This is a genomic window from Planococcus antarcticus DSM 14505, from assembly GCF_001687565.2.
GTDB classification, from domain to species: domain Bacteria; phylum Bacillota; class Bacilli; order Bacillales_A; family Planococcaceae; genus Planococcus; species Planococcus antarcticus.
In genome coordinates, this window is sequence record NZ_CP016534.2 from 821772 (window position 1) to 837587 (window position 15816).

Sequence of the window (15816 nt, forward strand, 5' to 3'; positions counted from 1 at the left end):
ACGGACTACAATCATAGACTTTTGAAGATACGCTGGAATACTAAGCATTGTAAACAAGCGGCTAGTTCTAAAAGCAGTCTGAAATTTAATATCTAAATATTCAGATTATTATTTTGACTTTGGATTAAAAGAGCGTATGATGAAGGTAAAAGGAGGAGGAGTCTAAATGGAAGCGACCTTTGGTTTTGTGCCCATGCTCGTCCTATCGGCCGTTGTGATTGTGCTCATTATGTCCTATTTCTTCTTCCACCGTTGGGCGAAGTGAGTATTGAACAAAAAAGTTGCATGCTAGCATGTAGCTTTTTTGTATTAGCTATAAATACAAAAAATTTCTGTTTCCAGAAATCGAAATTCCAAGAAAGATAAAAAAGAGGAAATGCCGAAATAGAGCATTTCCTCTTTTCTATCTTTGTATAAACCAATTTCATAAACAAAGCGAGTTTCACATGACTTTTAAAAAAGCGTAAAGGCGAACCGGAAGACTTTTTATCCTGAAGATAAAAGGACGATAGTAACAAGCATTTCATTTTCAGCTTGTAGCCGGATTACCTGCTCATCAAGCTTCTCAAGCTCTGCGACAAAAGCACAAATGGCCCCGAAGCAATAGTGCAGATTGGACATACCATGAACTTTCCGGCGATGTCGCTTTCAATAACTGAAACAAGAAACGTTAATCCGGCTGCAAAGAAGAAGACGGTTGTATAAGTGGAGTACTTAAGCTTCTTCAACGAACTGACCGACATCTTTGAATATATACGGTTCCGGCCGATATAGTCCAACAGTTTGAAAGTCTGAAACAATTCCACAAAACGAGCAATCGTCACGTCATACAAAGCAAGCACGAAAGCGCCATACGGAGGCCGTGCAGACTTCAGTTTTGATAACTAACTTGTTAGACTCCCGAAATAATGATATGGTTAGTCAGTTGAATCAATTTAATAATTGGTTTTATTTCAAAAAATCAACCACTTCAGCCGGGAATTATGAAGTGATTTATTGGCTATGAAGAAGTGGGTTTGTCAAATGCTTGTCGCATATGAAATTGTTGTAAACTGGAAAAATCAGTGCAAATTGCTAAAGAGTCTTTCGACGAATGAGAAGATTTTTAATAAAATCGCTCTTTCTTTACATTAGCTGTATGTCTATACAAAGGCGTAGAGACGTCTCGCTTATCCATTTAAATGGATGGTGCGGGAAGTTCTTTTTTTTATGGAGAAAAAAGTGTATCGGGTAAGGAGGTATAGATTGGTTCAACCACTATAGAAGGAGGTACTCATGCTCAAATTTGAAAATGTAAGCAAAGTATTTAACGATGGATTTAAAGCGGTGGATTCGGTCAGTTTTGATATTCCCGAAGGCGAGTTCCTCGTGCTCATCGGACCAAGCGGATCGGGGAAATCGACGACGATGAAAATGATCAATCAAATGGTTCCGCACACGAGTGGAACCATTTCAATCAACGGAAAGAATATTATGGATTTGAATGCCTCAGAGCTTCGCCGGAATATCGGCTATGTGATACAGCAAATCGGTCTTTTCCCCCATTACACGATTGAAAAAAACATCGCGATTGTCCCTGAACTGAAAGGTTGGTCAAAAGAAGAAGTCAGTGCGCGCGTTAAAGAACTGATGACATCAGTTGGTCTTGACCCCGAGGTTTTCAGCACACGCTACCCCAAAGAATTATCTGGCGGACAGCAGCAGCGTGTTGGTGTTGCAAGAGCGCTTGCGTCGAATCCCGAAATTATTTTAATGGATGAACCATTCGGTGCGCTGGACCCAATCACGCGTGAACAGCTGCAACTCGAGTTGATTTCACTGCAACGGAAATTGAAGAAAACGATTGTTTTTGTAACGCATGATATGGATGAAGCATTAAAGTTGGGCGATCGTATAGCGATTATGAAAGACGGAAAGTTACTTCAACTCGACACCCCGGAAAAATTACTGCATGAACCATCCCATGGTTTTGTAGAGGAGTTTATCGGCAAGCATCGGATTACCCAAAATCCTGAACTCATGCCCGTGTCCGCTGTTATGACTGAAAAAGTGATAACTGCACAAGCTGATTTGTCTCCATCAAAAGCGCTCTTGATGACACGTCGACACCAAATCACCAGCTTGATCATAGTAGACGATCAAGATGCATTTGTTGGGCTAGTTTCTGCCTATAAATTAATTAAAAATATGGAAAGTATCCATTCGATTGAAGAAATCATGGAAGTTTCCACAACTATTTTACCTGAATCAGCTACGGCAAAAGATGCAATTGTTATGATGGCGAATGCGCAACTCGGGATTATTCCTGTATTAGACACAGCACAAAAAGTAAAAGGACTCGTGACACGCGGTACATTACTTTCTGCATTGTCCAGCCAATGGACAGAATTGGAGGAAGTAAATGAATAACTTAAATATTTTTGAACAATTAATAGAACAAGCGCAAATGCGCTGGGAAGATGTGCTCCAAGCGACATCTGTTCATATTCAACTAGTATTCTTTTCAATGCTTATCGCGATTGTCCTCGGCGTAACGCTTGGAATATTGATTACACGCGTTCCATCACTTGCAACTATCGTGTTAGGTGGAGCAGGTATTATGCAAACTGTTCCAAGTTTAGCTTTATTAGGGTTCATGATTCCTATTTTTGGAATTGGCGTGAATACGGCGATTGCCGCGTTATTTTTATACTCGCTGTTGCCAATCATTCGCAATACGTATACCGGTATTCGAGATGTCAACAAAGCGACAGTCGAAGCGGCTAAAGGAATGGGCATGACCAGCTGGCAAATACTGATTAAAGTCGAATTACCTTTATCAGTTCCGATGATTATGGCCGGTATCCGTACAGCTGCTGTCATCAATGTCGGAACAGCGACACTCGCCGCCTTTATCGGAGCGGGAGGACTGGGAGATTTTATTTTCTTAGGAATCACACGCGGAATCGATGGATTGATCCTTCTTGGTGCAATTCCAGCTGCTTTGCTTGCGATTATCTTGGAAATCTTCTTCGGATCTTTGGAACGCTGGTCGACTCCAAAAGGCCTGAAATGAGGGAGATATTATGACGAAACGCATAACTTTGAAATTTATATTGCTTTTACTGGTCATAGCACCGCTTGCGGGCTGTATTTTCGTTGAAAAAGACTCATTGATTGTCGGATCGAGAAACAATACGGAAAGCATTATTCTATCGAATATTATGGGTCAATTAATTGAAGCAGAAGCAGGTATTGATGTAATTTATAAAGAAAATCTTGGCGGTTCAAATGTTGTTTGGACGGCGATGTTAAATGATAATATTGATGTGATTCCAGATTACACCGGCACAATTGTTATCAATTATTATCAGGAAACGGCAGGGGATGCCGATGAGACTTTAGCTTCCACCAAAGAGCTGGTTTCTGCAGATGGAATTACGGCACTAGAATCTTTTGGCTTTAACAATACCTATACGCTGGCATTGGATGAAGAAGAAGCGGAAAGACTAGACTTAAAAACGTTTAGTGACTTTGCTGAAGTGTCTGATGACTTTATCCTTGGAGCAGTTTTTGAATTCATTGATCGCCCCGACGGCTTGCCAGGTTTTCGAGAGGAATATGATTTGGAATTCAAAGATGTAAAAGGAATGGATCACGGCATGATGTACCGCTCAATCAATGCAGATGAAGTGGACGTTATCAATTCTTATACGACAGACGGACAATTGCAGATGTATAATTTGCGTGTACTGGAAGATGATCAAAATTACTTCCCGCCTTATCATGCATTGCCGCTTGTGCGTAATGAAATTTTAAAACAATATCCTGAATTGGAAGATGTACTTCTTCAGTTAGCTGATAAAATTGATGAACCCACGATGCAAGCCATGAATGCCAAAGTGGACAATGAAGGCCAAATGGTTGAAGTTGTGGCAGAAGAATTTTTACAACAAGCTGGGTTAATAGAGTGATAGAAAAAAGAAGAGTAACGAAAAAATCGACACTTTCAAATTTTTGTGAGCTTGACTGCGCTTTCCTGTGAAGGGTGAAAGCCCCTGATATGCGAAAGTGGAAAAAATATAGCAACGAAAATTGTGTTCCTGTGTCAGAGATAATTAGATTTATTCAAACACATACACGAGACAAAAGGCTTTGCCAATAACCATTAAGGTTATTGGCAAAGCCTTTAGTATTATTATCAGGAGTCTAAAACTTCTTTTGTGGACGAAAAAAGTTGATTGATTTTGAGGATTTTTTTAATGTCTATGAAAAGTCGTTTACCTGCTGCCGGCACTCCAAAAGCAGCAAACAAAAATTGAAGAGCCATACCGCCATTTAACGATGGACTCGGAAATCTATTTTATTGGCCACCTGGGGGGTATTCTCTTTCTCGGCATTCAGATCATCATCAAGCAAAAATACCTTTCCCATACTTCCTCCTTTTGGTCAGTCATTTCATTTTATGCGCTCTCATAATGCCCTCGTCTCCTACTTGGTGCTGTCTTTCGAAGTTTCCGCTATACAGGCCATTTTCTATTGCTTTGCAATCGGTCTGCATTTTATTGCAGTCACCCATGACATGTGGAGAGAATTTCCGGAAGAATATAATAAATACGGTAGGTACATGCTTGCTGTGGGAATCGTAGTTGGCTGAATTTTTGCTTTAACGACTGATTTAAATTCGCTATTTAAATCTATTATTTTTGCACTTGTATCCGGAGCGATGATTTTCTACGTGTTCAAACATGAATTGCCTAGTGAGAAAGAAACGCATTTTCCTGGATTTTTAGCTGCCGTTCTCATTTATTTTGCTATCACTATGTCATTAAATTTTTTCTTTGAGTGGTAGCCGACCATACTGAATACGGGATGCTGACTTGCCCAACATCCTGGATACGTTTTTTTGGATTTTTCAATAAAAACCGGAGGAGGTGCTGATTACAAGCACCTCCTCCGGTTTTAAATTATAGAATCTCTTGTTTATATGGTAACCAACTGTAAAAAAACTGCTGTTGGTCTTCTGTGTGAATATTTCCTGACCAAAATAGATTTCGCTAGTTTGAGTAGAGAGGAACTGGCGTAAGTTCTTCGCTTTATCAACAACCGGTCGCGAAAATTTCTAAACTGGTAATTCGCCAACAAAGTGTTGCACTTAATTTGACAAACTGTCTTGCATAAACCAAGCGAGCTTCACATGACTTATAAATAAGCATAAAGAAGGACCGAAAGACTTTTTATCCTGAAATAGGATGGAAGATAGTAATTGTATTTATAACAAATTACAGTTCTTGTATAAATGGGATTTGATGATTTTAGCGTTGTCTCCCTCTGGAAATGTCTGTAATTATGCGGTAATAAGCTTTTTATAAAAAGAATTTCAAAAAATTTATGAGTTGAATTCGTCATTTATTTCACCTTGTTAAAAAACAAAAAAGCATCATTTTTCAACCTCCTTTACAGACCGCCAAGAGCGCCTTTTTGAAAAAAAGTAAATCGATATATGAAATAATATCATAGACCTTTTAAGAGGATTCAATGGGGGGGATTATTGTTTTTAAAGAGAGAAACGGTCTTGCAACATTTGTAATGATAGGAACTTGTGCGTATAGTGGGACAAGTGCCAATAAGAAGAGTGGAAATAATAGGTAAATAATCATTCTTTTTATTATTTAAAGATTTACTAAAGACCTACTTAATTAAAAGATGAATTGTTGTGGAAGAAAGATAAATAGATGCATTGAAATGCTCTTCTATCCATGCAAAAAGCTGAATAGCAGAGGGGTGTGAAAAATTATGTCCATTATTAAAGTAGAAGGATTATCGAAAGTATTCGGTAAAAATTCCAAACAAGCGTTGAAATTGCTTGAAGAAGGAAAGACTAAAGAAGAAATTTTGAAAGTAACGGGCAGCACAGTGGGCGTCAACCGTGTTTCTTTTTCAGTAGAAGCAGGCGAAGTTTTTGTCATCATGGGTCTTTCTGGTAGTGGGAAATCGACGTTGGTTCGGTTATTAAACCGGTTGATTGATCCGACAGAAGGCAAAGTGCACATTGATGGCGAAAACCTGGCAGCGATGAACAAAAAAGATTTGCGCAGAGTACGTCGTACAAAAATGAGTATGGTGTTTCAAAATTTTGCTCTTTTCCCGTACCTAACGATTTTGGACAATGCCGCTTACGGGTTGGAAATTCAAGGAATCGATAAGAAGGAAAGAAGCAAAAAAGCGAAGGAATCTTTGGAAATGGTTGGGTTGGGCGGTTACTTAGATCAATTGCCCTCACAGCTTTCTGGCGGGATGCAGCAACGTGTCGGATTGGCAAGAGCGCTGGCGAACGATCCGGAAGTCTTGTTGATGGACGAAGCCTTCTCCGCGCTTGATCCATTAATTCGAAAAGAAATGCAAGATGAATTATTGGATTTACAGGAAACGATGAGGAAGACCATTATTTTCATCACACATGACTTGGACGAAGCACTGCGTATAGGCGACAAAATTGCGTTGATGAAAGACGGCTCTATCGTGCAAGTCGGCACGCCAGAAGAAATATTAATGAACCCGGCAAATGATTACGTTAAAAAGTTCGTTCAAGATGTCGATCGCTCGAAAGTATTAACCGCGTTCAATATTATGAAACGGCCTGAAACAATCAATATCGATAAACATGGCCCACGCGTCGCTTTGGAAAGAATGAAAGAAGAAGGCATCTCAAGTATCTACGTGACAGACGGCAAGCGGAACTTGAAAGGCTATGTAACGGCCGATGATGCTTCGCTTGCTTCCAAGGCTGAAGTGAAAAGTCTTGAAAGTATCATGAAGACTGATGCACCAACTGTCACGAAGGATACGTTAATGAATGCAATATTTGAAATTAGCCATAATTCACCTGTCCCGATTCCGGTTGTAGAAGATGGCAAATTACTTGGCATCATCGTGCGCGGTGCCGTCATTTCAGCACTTGCTGGCGAAAGCGAGGTGAATCGCAACGATGCTTAATTTCATGGAAAACATACCGGAAATTCCGTTGGCTTTTTATATCTCGAAATTCACGAGTTGGATATCGGATACATTCGTTTTCTTATTCGATCCACTGAAAAATGAGTTCGCGGATGGCTTGGAAAATTTTGCGGATATATTGGCTGCAGTTCCACCGCCGATTGTCATTTTAATGGTTGCGTTGATCGCATTCTTCATTAGTGGGAAACGGTTTGGTTTGGCTACCTTTTCTCTGCTTGGCTTGCTACTTGTCTGGAATCAAGGACTATGGGAAGAAATGATGCTGTCGTTTACATTGGTTCTTGTTGCCAGTCTGTTGTCGATAGTAATAGGGGTTCCAATTGGCATCTTGATGTCGAAAAGCAAAATCGCGGAAAACATCATTACACCGATTCTCGACTTTATGCAGACCATGCCAGCTTTTGTATACTTGATTCCGGCTGTAGCGTTTTTCAGCATCGGAATGGTTCCCGGTATTTTTGCATCTTTGATTTTCGCCACTCCTCCGACTGTTCGTTTTACGAACCTTGGTATTCGGCAAGTTTCAAGAGAATTGGTGGAAGCTTCCGAAGCTTTCGGCAGTACCGGCGCGCAAAAGCTCTTCAAAGTAGAGCTGCCGATGGCGAAAGCTACTATCATGGCCGGAATTAACCAAACCGTCATGCTGTCGTTGTCGATGGTTGTTATCGCATCGATGATTGGCGCACCTGGGCTTGGAAGAGAAGTTCTTTCTTCCTTGCAGCGAGCTGAAGTAGGAACCGGATTTGTGGCAGGCTTAGGAATTGTCATCTTGGCAATCATCATCGACCGATTTACACAAAGTTTCAGTGGTAAAAAAAGAGTGAAAAGCTAAGACCACTGAAATTTATGAAAAGAAAGCACCGGAAATTTGAAAGAAAAAGGAGATTAACTATTTATGTTTAATTTACAATGGAAACACTTAGGACTTCTGTTCGTTCTCATGTTGGTATTAGTTGTGGCTGCGTGTGGAAATGAAGAAGAAGCGGAAACTGGATCTGCTGAAGGTTCTGAATCTGAAGATGTGAACTATGGTGAAGAAATGGGTTACAAAATTACGGGCATTGAACCAGGTGCAGGCGTAGTTGCTGCAGCTGAAGGAACAATAGAAGAATATGAAAACCTTGAAGGCTGGGAAGTTGTTACTTCTTCAAGTGGCGCGATGGCAACAGCTTTAGGCGAAGCGATTGATAACGAAGAACCAATCATTGTCACAGGCTGGAGCCCGCATTGGAAATTCCAGAAGTATGATGTGAAATACTTGGAAGATCCAAAAGGCGTATTCGGGGATGCTGAAACAATCAACACAATGGTCCGTGAAGGATTAGAAGAAGAAAACCCTGAAGCTTATAAAATTCTTGATCAATTCCAATGGGAATCGGCTGATATTGAAAGCATCATGCTAGAAATTTCAAATGGTACAGATGTTGAAGAAGCTACAACAGCGTGGGTAGAAGAAAACAGTGATAAAGTTGCTGAATGGACAGCCGGTACAGAAAAAGTAGACGGCGTGGAAATTGAGTTAGCTTATGTGGAATGGGATACAGAAGTCGCTTCAACAAATGTTGTCGGAAAAGTCTTGGAAGATCAAGGCTTTGACGTAACATTGACGCCGCTTGATAACGCGGTAATGTGGCAAGCAGTTTCTGAAGGACAAGCAGACGGAATGGTCGCAGCTTGGTTGCCTGGTACTCACGCTACTCAGCTTGAAACTTATGGTGATAGTGTAGTCGATCTGGGTGTAAACCTGGAAGGCGCTAAAATCGGACTTGTTGTTCCAGCTTACATGGACATCGATTCCATCGAAGATTTAACACCAACTGAGTAATTAATTCTTATAAAAAAAGCGAAACCTCAAATGAGAGTCACTTTATAAAAGTGACCCATTTGGGGTTTCGTTTATTTAGAGCTACTTTAACAGACTCCTCAACGCAATAGAACGTAAAAAATCCACTTTCAAGAACTCAAAGTTCACAGAAGTGGATTTTTAATTGTTAAATAAATAAGTGACCGAACAACACGAGAATCGGCAGGGTGATGATGGTACGTAAGACGAAAATTACAGCCAGTTCCCAGAATTTCACCGGAATGTTCGAGCGTAAGATCAAAATGCCGATTTCCGACATATAAATGATTTGTGTTAACGAAACACCAGCAAGAACAAAACGAGTCAATTCGCTATCGATACCGCTACCTAGTACAGCTGGCAGGAACATGTCCGCGAATCCGACTAGGAAGGTAGGTGCTGCTTCAGCGGCTTCGGGCAATCCGAACAGTGTCAGTACCGGAATCAGTGGATAAGAAATTATTTTAAATAGCGGTGTGTATTCTGCCACGATCAACGCAATGGTACCAAGAGCGATAACAAGCGGGATTAGCGCCAACCAAATATCCAGTACCGTCTCAATCCCGATTTGTGCAAGTTTTTTCGGGCTTGCCGCGCTGCTTGCTTTGCGGCGAGCTTCGTCAAAGCCCCATTGGAATAGTGACACGCCTTTTGGAATTGTATCGTCAATCTGTTTGCCAACGGGCTCATAATAGTCATCTTTTTTACGAGACAAAGGTGGAATGCGCGGCATGATGACGGCAGCTACAAGACAAGCAACCGATACTGCTAGGTAAAAAGGAAAGAATAAATGTCCGATGCCAACAACATTGGCAACAACTAAACTAAATGCAACAGAGGCAATTGAAAACGTTGTCGCAATCACTGATGCTTCACGACCTGTGTAGTTCCCTTCATCGTATTGCTTCATCGTGACTAATACACCAACTGGAGCTGCGCCCATCCAAGACGCCATTGCATCGATTGACGAACGGCCAGGTAAAGTAAAGACAGGGCGCATGAATTTATTAAGTAGGGTACCGACAAATTCCATTAAGCCGAACTCCACCAGTAACGGGAGTAGAATTCCAGCGAACAAGAACCATGTTAATAAAACAGGCGCCAAGTCATAAAGAACAACGCCTCCTGTTGTCTTTGAAGAAATCACTTCAGGTCCAATTTCGTAAAAAGTCATGATGCCAAATGCAAAAGCAAGCACGCGAACGACTAAGCCGAACAGTCCGTTAATGAAGGTGGCGCGTAAAAAAGGTGAGTTTTGGACGAAAGTTGGTTTTAACGTCGTCGCAAGTAAGCTTGCAACTGCCGAAAAACCAAGTAAGAAAACAATGAATGCAGGAATCACATCGCCGAATGTTGTTAAGAGGAAAGATGCCAGAATGCCAACACCGATGGTTATTTCATCGTTGTAAGAGATGGGACATAGGAATAACAGCGCGCCGATGATGGAAGGAATCAGAAACTTCCATGTATCTGCCGGTTTGATGGTCTTTTTTTCGCTTTGAAGTATGGTCATGTGATTTTCCCCTCCAGTGGTGTACTTGTGTATTTTTTTAGTTTGCGGACGACAGATGGCTGACTGATACCCAGAATATGGGCCATTTCAGTCGTTGTCCGGTAGCGTTTCTGGGCATTCAACAAAACCTTTTTTTCAACAGATTCCAAAATATGCGGAAGTGTCTGGCCGTTGAGTTCGAAGCCAATGCGTTCATCTGAATTCGGTTGATAGTTGATAGGGAGGTCGTCGAGTGTGATAGTGGGCGATTCGCTTTCGATAAAGCTGCGTTCTAGTACATTGCGCAACTCGCGGAAATTGCCTTTCCAAGACAGTTGCAGCAAGTGGAAGTACAAGTTATCGGAAATCGTTTTTTGCTGGTGGTAATTGTCATTCAGTTCTTCGAGAAAGCGGCTGATGGCCTGATCTAAATCATCAGGCCGTTCTCTTAGCGGTTTTAGCTCGATTGAAGCCAAATGCAAAAAATAAAACAAGTCTTCACGGAAATTCCCGGCAGTAACCGCTTCTTCCATTGAAGCATTGCTGCTGGCAATGATACGTGCAGTATGTGGTTGTTGCAGAATGTTGAACAGTATTGCCTGGGAAGCAACTGAGAGCTGCTCAACTTCATTGAGCACGAGCGTACCCCCAGCGGCTAGGTTCAAATAGCCTTCTCCACCCAATCCTGTAAAGCTGATTTCAAACACCGATTCCGGAATGGCGCTGCAATAGACTTCAATAAATGCTGCATCTCGCCGATTACTCTGTGAGTGGATGAATTTAGCTAAGGACGTTTTACCGGTGCCAGGTTCACCACAGATAACGACGGATACTTCGAGCTGTGCCATTTTAATGGCTGTCTGGAGTGCGCGACTAGAAGAAGGACTTTCCATGACACAGCCTTCGACGTGAAGCTGCTGATTTCGCAGATGAGCAAGCTCTCCTTTAACTTTAGACATTTCCGATTCCAGATTCTCCAGGTATTCCTTCATGACCATCAGTTGTGACATATCGTAGGAATAACTGACGACAAACTCTACATCGCCGTTTTCGTTGAAAAGCGGAATGCCGGTAATCAACACCTTTTTTCCAGAAGGTGTATTCTGCCGAAGCACTACTTTTTTCTTTTGCTTGAGTACGAGCGGTGTGATGGCGGGTGAGAAGATTCCTGCTGCTTCTAGATCGTAGACAGATTTTCCAAGCAATTGTTCAGCACTTACGCCATAGGGTTCGCCGCTACACGTAGAGGCTTTGATGATGCGCCCTTCTCGAGTGGTGACAATAATATCTTCATCATAGGTATCAATGATTTCTTCATCGGTATTGGGAAGCAGAAATAAAGTATTCATAATTGACCTCCGTTATTCATTCTTGTATAGACTATACATGATTGAATAATCTAATTACAAGGGGAAATTAAATTATTCTTAAATACCTTTAAGTGAATATTGGTTTTGTGAACTTTTTTATTGAATTGGATATAGATTTTAGGGAGTCGGCAATGTAAAAGATTATGAGTTTTAGAGTATTTTTATGAATTAAATTATAGTCTTGATGGATGCTGCTCTTGGATTGAAAACGGACAATTCTAGGTGAAAGTGAGGTTAGAAGAACCATTAAAACGGAATTCTACTAAGTATAGCCGTCTCACTTCATCTAACTTATATAGGAGGAAAAATAATTAGGGTAAACAATACAACAAATAATTTAGAATCAATTCAAAAGGTCAATGACTTGATTAAAGACATCAAAGTGGCTATGTTCACGACCATCTCTTCTGACAATAAAATCATGTCATGTCCGATGCAGACACAAGAAGTGGGATTTGACGGAGAGCTGTGGTTCTTGACGATGAAAGATACTGAGAAGTACCAGGAAATCATCAGTAATCCGAACGTCAACTTGGCGTATGTGGGACATTCATACGTATCCATTAGTGGAATGGCTGAATTCATTGAGGACGCAGCGAAGAAAAAGGAATACTGGAACCTGATTTTCGATAAAATGCTCGATACTTCTTATGAGGATCTGAATGTAGTACTGATTAAAGTCAACGCTGATTCAGCTGAATACTGGGATTCAGGCAATATGTCAAAGTCAGTCAAGACTTTCGTCAAGAAACTGACCAACAAGGATACAGAAAAAGACCATAAAAAGACCATAAAAAGATAAATGATACAGTGGATTTTAACTAAGAAACCATCCAGACATAAAAAAGTTCGTAGACGACTAATTGTCTGCGAGCTTTTATGAAATTATAAAACTTCTGCTTTTAACACGGGCTCTTCTTCTGGCATGATACCAATTTTTCTATCTTGAGCTCCGTGCAGTTTCACCATCACAAAGCGAGCAATCGGTTGGATGAACAAATTTTCAACAATCAAAACGATAACAAAATTGCGTGATCAATTGACAAGCTAATTGCTGAGGAGCTCTGAGTGAAAACCATTAATGACGAGATCACCGGTCAAAGTCACAGCAGCTGACTTTCCAAGTACCGTAAAAAAAATGCGAAATAAAATTTTGGAATTGAAGCTATCCGAGGGATGAGTGAATTTGGCGGTCGAAGCTTCTTTCAGTCGACCAAAAATAACCGGTTCAATACCATAACGATGATCCAGAAGAGTGGACTAATTTTGACGATGCCTCAAGCAATCTCGACGCCAAATTCCCCGGCAAAGTAAATGGCACTGAATGTGGCCATAAACAATACAGTCATCGTTGAAATCATGGCGCCGTAGAGCAATCCCTCTTTTCCATCGTAAGGCAGTCTTTTTTCTTCGTGCATGTTATTCTTCCTTTCGAAATGCTAATTTTCGACTATTTGAACGTAATATTCTCAAACTGAATCTGATACGTTTTGTCGTCTATTTGTAACTATAGCAAGTGCATCTTCTTAGATGTAAGTGTTAATACTGTGTCTGTTTTGATTGCGCTTTATATTTCTGAGAAGCTTACTTTATATTCATGAGTAAATGGTTTATTAATAGAGGAGTTTCGCTTACAGTTGGTGATAGAAGGATAAGCAAAGGATGAGAGATGTGAAAGATTTTTCCACCCACGCCGAGCAGTTGGGAATTCTCGAAGAGCGGGGCTTGAAAGTGACAGACAAAGTGGCTGCAAAACGAATTTTGTCGCGCGAAAATTATTACGCATTAATCGATGGCTATAAAGAGCCGTTCTTGGAACATGATGAATGGCTCAATCCATACGGCCTTGAGCGCTATCAGGAAGGTACCGAGTTCGGACATATCTATGCGCTGCACAGTTTTGACCGGAAGCTGCGGTTGCTTTTGCTGAATGAACTGCTGAAGTTTGAGAAAAATATCAAGTCGAAAGTGGCATACCGTTTTTCCGAAAAGTTTAAAGATATGGCAAGCTTTCTGAATTCCGACAATTACAGTTCGGACAGCAGGCATCATCACGAGCGTGATCGCATTATTTCAATACTCGCTAATCTGATCCAAAGCCATAAAAAGCGCGACAAAGTGAGATACCCAGCCATCCGTGAATTTTACGATAAGCACAAGGACGTGCCACTTTGGGTGTTGGTCAATTTTTTGTCGCTTGGCCAGATCACGCATTTCTATACCGTTATTGACGAAGAGCTGCGGGAACGCATCGCAGGCGATTTCGTGGAGGAATATAGTGAAGAATACGGACCCGTTTGCTTGAAGGCCAGCGATCTAGATGCCATCCTACACACCGTGTTCCCGTATCGTAATAAGTCCGCGCACGAGGAAGTGCTATATCGATTTCGTCTTGCTCATCCGGTGGAACTTGGAACTGTAGAGTGGATGCTGGAAATGGAAAAAGGGAGCCTCAGCGAAGCTACGGTGCTTTCTGTGGTGTGTCTGTTAAAGCTAGTGCTGGAAAAAGAAGATTATGAATTGTTTTCTAGTGAGCTGGAGCAGTCGATTAGCGAGCTTAAAAAGTTAATTCAAGAGCGTGCCTTCGTGAAAATTATGAAAGATGCAGGCTTTGATGGGTTTTAAGAAGTAATTCCTATTAATCAAGGAGCGGGTTTAGATGATATATGTGGCATTGCTGCGAGGAATCAACGTAGGTGGCAATAACAAAGTGGACATGAAGCAGCTGAAACAGGCGTTCGAAGAGGCTGGAATGTCATCAGTCATTACGTATATCAACTCGGGTAACATTGTTTTTGGTGATTACACCCATTCAAAAGAACAACTAGCGCCTATTTTGGAAAAAGCAATCTACCATCATTTCGGACTGCAAATCAATGTATTGATTTACAGCTTGGAGGAGTTTGGAGAAATCGCTGAGGCTATTCCTGAAAAATGGTCAAATGACGCAAGAATGAAAAGCGATGTATTGTTTTTATGGCAAAATGTGGACGGAGCAGATGTACTAGATGGTTTGGTGATCAAGTCAGAAATCGATCGGGTCAACTATGTTCCCGGTGCCATCCTGTGGTCGGTGGACAAAGACCAAGTCACGAAAAGTGGAATGGTGAAGATTGTCGGATCACCCCTTTACAAACGCGTCACGGTCCGCAACATCAATACAGTCCGGAAAATTTGGGCGTTGCTGCAGAAAATGTAAAACAAAAAGGCCAACCTCTTTTGATAAGGGGTTGGCATTTTTATTTGTAGCTGTTCAAACCGCTGTAAATCTCAACAATGTCATCCATCTTTATGCGGACCAGTCCGCTTGAGGATGGCGCGACATATTCAACGATGCCTGAGATGACCGGGTCTTGTTGAAGCCCCCAGGAAATAGTTTTCTTTTTGCTGAACTGCTGGTAAACGCCTTTTCCAACAAAGCAGACAGCTTTTGGTCGGAACTGCCTGATTTTCTTCTCCAGCAGTTCGGCGCCTTCGGTATATTCCGCTTTGGAAATCTCCGCAGCTTCCTTGGTCGGGCGTGCGACAATGTTCGTCAAGCCAAAGCCCAATGCGAGCAGCCCGCTGTTTTCCTCTGGCCGGTATTTTCGCGGTGTCAATCCAGCTTCGTAAAGGATCTTCCAAAATCGGTTGTTTGGATTGGCGTAATGAAAGCCGGTTTCAGAAGAGCGGATGCTTGGATTAAAGCCGACAAATAAAATTTTTAAGTTGTCCTGTAGATGATCACGAATCGGTTCAAGCTGCAACATGGATTCCCTCCTCACTACTGTAAAAGCAGAGGGCTATTTTAGCGTCTGCCGTGTTTTTCTTGAAAAGTTTCTTCAGACTGTAGCAAGTACAGAATTCCTTCGATGATCCCGATGACTGCGGGTATCCCTGTCCAAAAGAACAATAGATATAGAATTCCCATGCCTGGACGCCCCAAGTAAAATTTATGTGCGCCAAAGTCGCCAAGGAAGATGGCAAGCAAGGCAGATGCTAATTTGCTTTTGTTTTTCATTGTATATCATCCTTTCTAGATGTACTAGTATTCCCGAATTATAGAAAGTTAACGGGGGAATGTGAAAAAAGATTATTTTTCTGCTTTTTTGAATGATAGAAAACTTTACAGAGCT

At 41.4% G+C, this 15816-nt stretch carries 15 protein-coding genes; 9 read left to right on the forward strand and 6 right to left on the reverse strand.

The annotated features are described in order from the left end of the window. Positions 1 to 545: 545 nt before the first annotated feature. Positions 546 to 842 (reverse strand): DUF2975 domain-containing protein, encoded by a 297-nt coding sequence (locus BBH88_RS19995; RefSeq protein ID WP_162098195.1) that lies wholly within the window; start codon positions 840 to 842, stop codon positions 546 to 548. Between the two features lie 433 nt (positions 843 to 1275). On the opposite strand from BBH88_RS19995, the gene BBH88_RS04160 reads away from it, so the two are divergent. The 6 genes from BBH88_RS04160 to BBH88_RS04185 all read left to right on the forward strand — a co-directional run bounded on the left by BBH88_RS04160 (position 1276) and on the right by BBH88_RS04185 (position 8821). After that, positions 1276 to 2409: a betaine/proline/choline family ABC transporter ATP-binding protein gene (locus BBH88_RS04160; protein ID WP_065537207.1), complete on the forward strand. Its 1134-nt coding sequence runs from the start codon at positions 1276 to 1278 to the stop codon at positions 2407 to 2409. Then, positions 2402 to 3055, forward strand: a complete 654-nt coding sequence (locus BBH88_RS04165; RefSeq protein WP_006829692.1) for an ABC transporter permease — start codon at positions 2402 to 2404, stop codon at positions 3053 to 3055. Before BBH88_RS04160 ends, BBH88_RS04165 begins: the two co-directional genes overlap by 8 nt. 10 nt (positions 3056 to 3065) lie before the next feature. Next, positions 3066 to 3953, forward strand: a complete 888-nt coding sequence (locus BBH88_RS04170) for a glycine betaine ABC transporter substrate-binding protein (protein WP_006829691.1) — start codon at positions 3066 to 3068, stop codon at positions 3951 to 3953. 1822 nt (positions 3954 to 5775) lie between these two features. Continuing rightward, a complete protein-coding gene (locus BBH88_RS04175; protein ID WP_006829689.1) occupies positions 5776 to 6975 on the forward strand; it encodes a quaternary amine ABC transporter ATP-binding protein in 1200 nt (399 codons plus the stop codon). Continuing rightward, the gene (locus tag BBH88_RS04180) at positions 6968 to 7828 is read left to right on the forward strand and encodes an ABC transporter permease (RefSeq protein ID WP_040852261.1); all 861 of its coding nucleotides are present in this window, start codon (positions 6968 to 6970) and stop codon (positions 7826 to 7828) included. Before BBH88_RS04175 ends, BBH88_RS04180 begins: the two co-directional genes overlap by 8 nt. A gap of 63 nt (positions 7829 to 7891) precedes the next feature. Then, positions 7892 to 8821 (forward strand): glycine betaine ABC transporter substrate-binding protein, encoded by a 930-nt coding sequence (locus BBH88_RS04185; RefSeq protein WP_006829687.1) that lies wholly within the window; start codon positions 7892 to 7894, stop codon positions 8819 to 8821. A 166-nt stretch (positions 8822 to 8987) separates the two neighbouring features. Here the strand turns inward: BBH88_RS04185 and BBH88_RS04190 are convergent, their stop codons facing one another. After that, positions 8988 to 10352, reverse strand: a complete 1365-nt coding sequence (locus tag BBH88_RS04190) for a YjiH family protein (RefSeq protein ID WP_006829686.1) — start codon at positions 10350 to 10352, stop codon at positions 8988 to 8990. Further along, a complete protein-coding gene (locus BBH88_RS04195; RefSeq protein ID WP_006829685.1) occupies positions 10349 to 11680 on the reverse strand; it encodes a sigma 54-interacting transcriptional regulator in 1332 nt (443 codons plus the stop codon). Before BBH88_RS04195 ends, BBH88_RS04190 begins: the two co-directional genes overlap by 4 nt. A 385-nt stretch (positions 11681 to 12065) precedes the next feature. Here BBH88_RS04195 and BBH88_RS04200 point away from each other — a divergent pair, with 385 nt between their 5' ends. After that, a complete protein-coding gene (locus BBH88_RS04200) occupies positions 12066 to 12503 on the forward strand; it encodes a pyridoxamine 5'-phosphate oxidase family protein (RefSeq protein ID WP_238323403.1) in 438 nt (145 codons plus the stop codon). A gap of 475 nt (positions 12504 to 12978) precedes the next feature. Here the strand turns inward: BBH88_RS04200 and BBH88_RS19135 are convergent, their stop codons facing one another. After that, positions 12979 to 13119, reverse strand: coding sequence for a hypothetical protein (locus BBH88_RS19135; protein WP_154669124.1), 141 nt, complete (start codon positions 13117 to 13119; stop codon positions 12979 to 12981). A gap of 244 nt (positions 13120 to 13363) precedes the next feature. Between BBH88_RS19135 and BBH88_RS04205 the strand changes: the two genes are divergently transcribed. Both BBH88_RS04205 and BBH88_RS04210 read left to right on the forward strand, forming a co-directional pair. Beyond that, entirely contained in the window at positions 13364 to 14326 is a 963-nt protein-coding gene (locus BBH88_RS04205) for an Abi family protein (RefSeq protein WP_006829683.1), read from the forward strand. A 34-nt stretch (positions 14327 to 14360) separates the two neighbouring features. Then, complete coding sequence (locus BBH88_RS04210) at positions 14361 to 14900, forward strand: DUF1697 domain-containing protein (protein ID WP_065537205.1); 540 nt, start codon at positions 14361 to 14363, stop codon at positions 14898 to 14900. A 40-nt stretch (positions 14901 to 14940) separates the two neighbouring features. On the opposite strand, the gene mug is transcribed toward BBH88_RS04210, so the two are convergent. Both mug and BBH88_RS04220 read right to left on the reverse strand, forming a co-directional pair. Continuing rightward, positions 14941 to 15450: a G/U mismatch-specific DNA glycosylase gene (gene mug, locus BBH88_RS04215; protein WP_006829681.1), complete on the reverse strand. Its 510-nt coding sequence runs from the start codon at positions 15448 to 15450 to the stop codon at positions 14941 to 14943. Between the two features lie 38 nt (positions 15451 to 15488). Further along, a complete protein-coding gene (locus tag BBH88_RS04220) occupies positions 15489 to 15701 on the reverse strand; it encodes a TM2 domain-containing protein (protein WP_006829680.1) in 213 nt (70 codons plus the stop codon). Between the last annotated feature and the right edge of the window lie 115 nt (positions 15702 to 15816).

What these genes read in the sequence shown, in the direction of transcription:
- BBH88_RS04160 (WP_065537207.1), top strand. Translation starts at nt 1,276, where the DNA reads ATGCTCAAATTTGAAAATGTAAGCAAAGTATTTAACGATGGATTTAAA.
- BBH88_RS04165 (WP_006829692.1), top strand. Translation starts at nt 2,402, where the DNA reads ATGAATAACTTAAATATTTTTGAACAATTAATAGAACAAGCGCAAATG.
- BBH88_RS04170 (WP_006829691.1), top strand. Translation starts at nt 3,066, where the DNA reads ATGACGAAACGCATAACTTTGAAATTTATATTGCTTTTACTGGTCATA.
- BBH88_RS04175 (WP_006829689.1), top strand. Translation starts at nt 5,776, where the DNA reads ATGTCCATTATTAAAGTAGAAGGATTATCGAAAGTATTCGGTAAAAAT.
- BBH88_RS04180 (WP_040852261.1), top strand. Translation starts at nt 6,968, where the DNA reads ATGCTTAATTTCATGGAAAACATACCGGAAATTCCGTTGGCTTTTTAT.
- BBH88_RS04185 (WP_006829687.1), top strand. Translation starts at nt 7,892, where the DNA reads ATGTTTAATTTACAATGGAAACACTTAGGACTTCTGTTCGTTCTCATG.
- BBH88_RS04190 (WP_006829686.1), bottom strand. Translation starts at nt 10,352, where the DNA reads ATGACCATACTTCAAAGCGAAAAAAAGACCATCAAACCGGCAGATACA.
- BBH88_RS04195 (WP_006829685.1), bottom strand. Translation starts at nt 11,680, where the DNA reads ATGAATACTTTATTTCTGCTTCCCAATACCGATGAAGAAATCATTGAT.
- BBH88_RS19135 (WP_154669124.1), bottom strand. Translation starts at nt 13,119, where the DNA reads ATGCACGAAGAAAAAAGACTGCCTTACGATGGAAAAGAGGGATTGCTC.
- BBH88_RS04205 (WP_006829683.1), top strand. Translation starts at nt 13,364, where the DNA reads ATGAGAGATGTGAAAGATTTTTCCACCCACGCCGAGCAGTTGGGAATT.
- BBH88_RS04210 (WP_065537205.1), top strand. Translation starts at nt 14,361, where the DNA reads ATGATATATGTGGCATTGCTGCGAGGAATCAACGTAGGTGGCAATAAC.
- mug (WP_006829681.1), bottom strand. Translation starts at nt 15,450, where the DNA reads ATGTTGCAGCTTGAACCGATTCGTGATCATCTACAGGACAACTTAAAA.
- BBH88_RS04220 (WP_006829680.1), bottom strand. Translation starts at nt 15,701, where the DNA reads ATGAAAAACAAAAGCAAATTAGCATCTGCCTTGCTTGCCATCTTCCTT.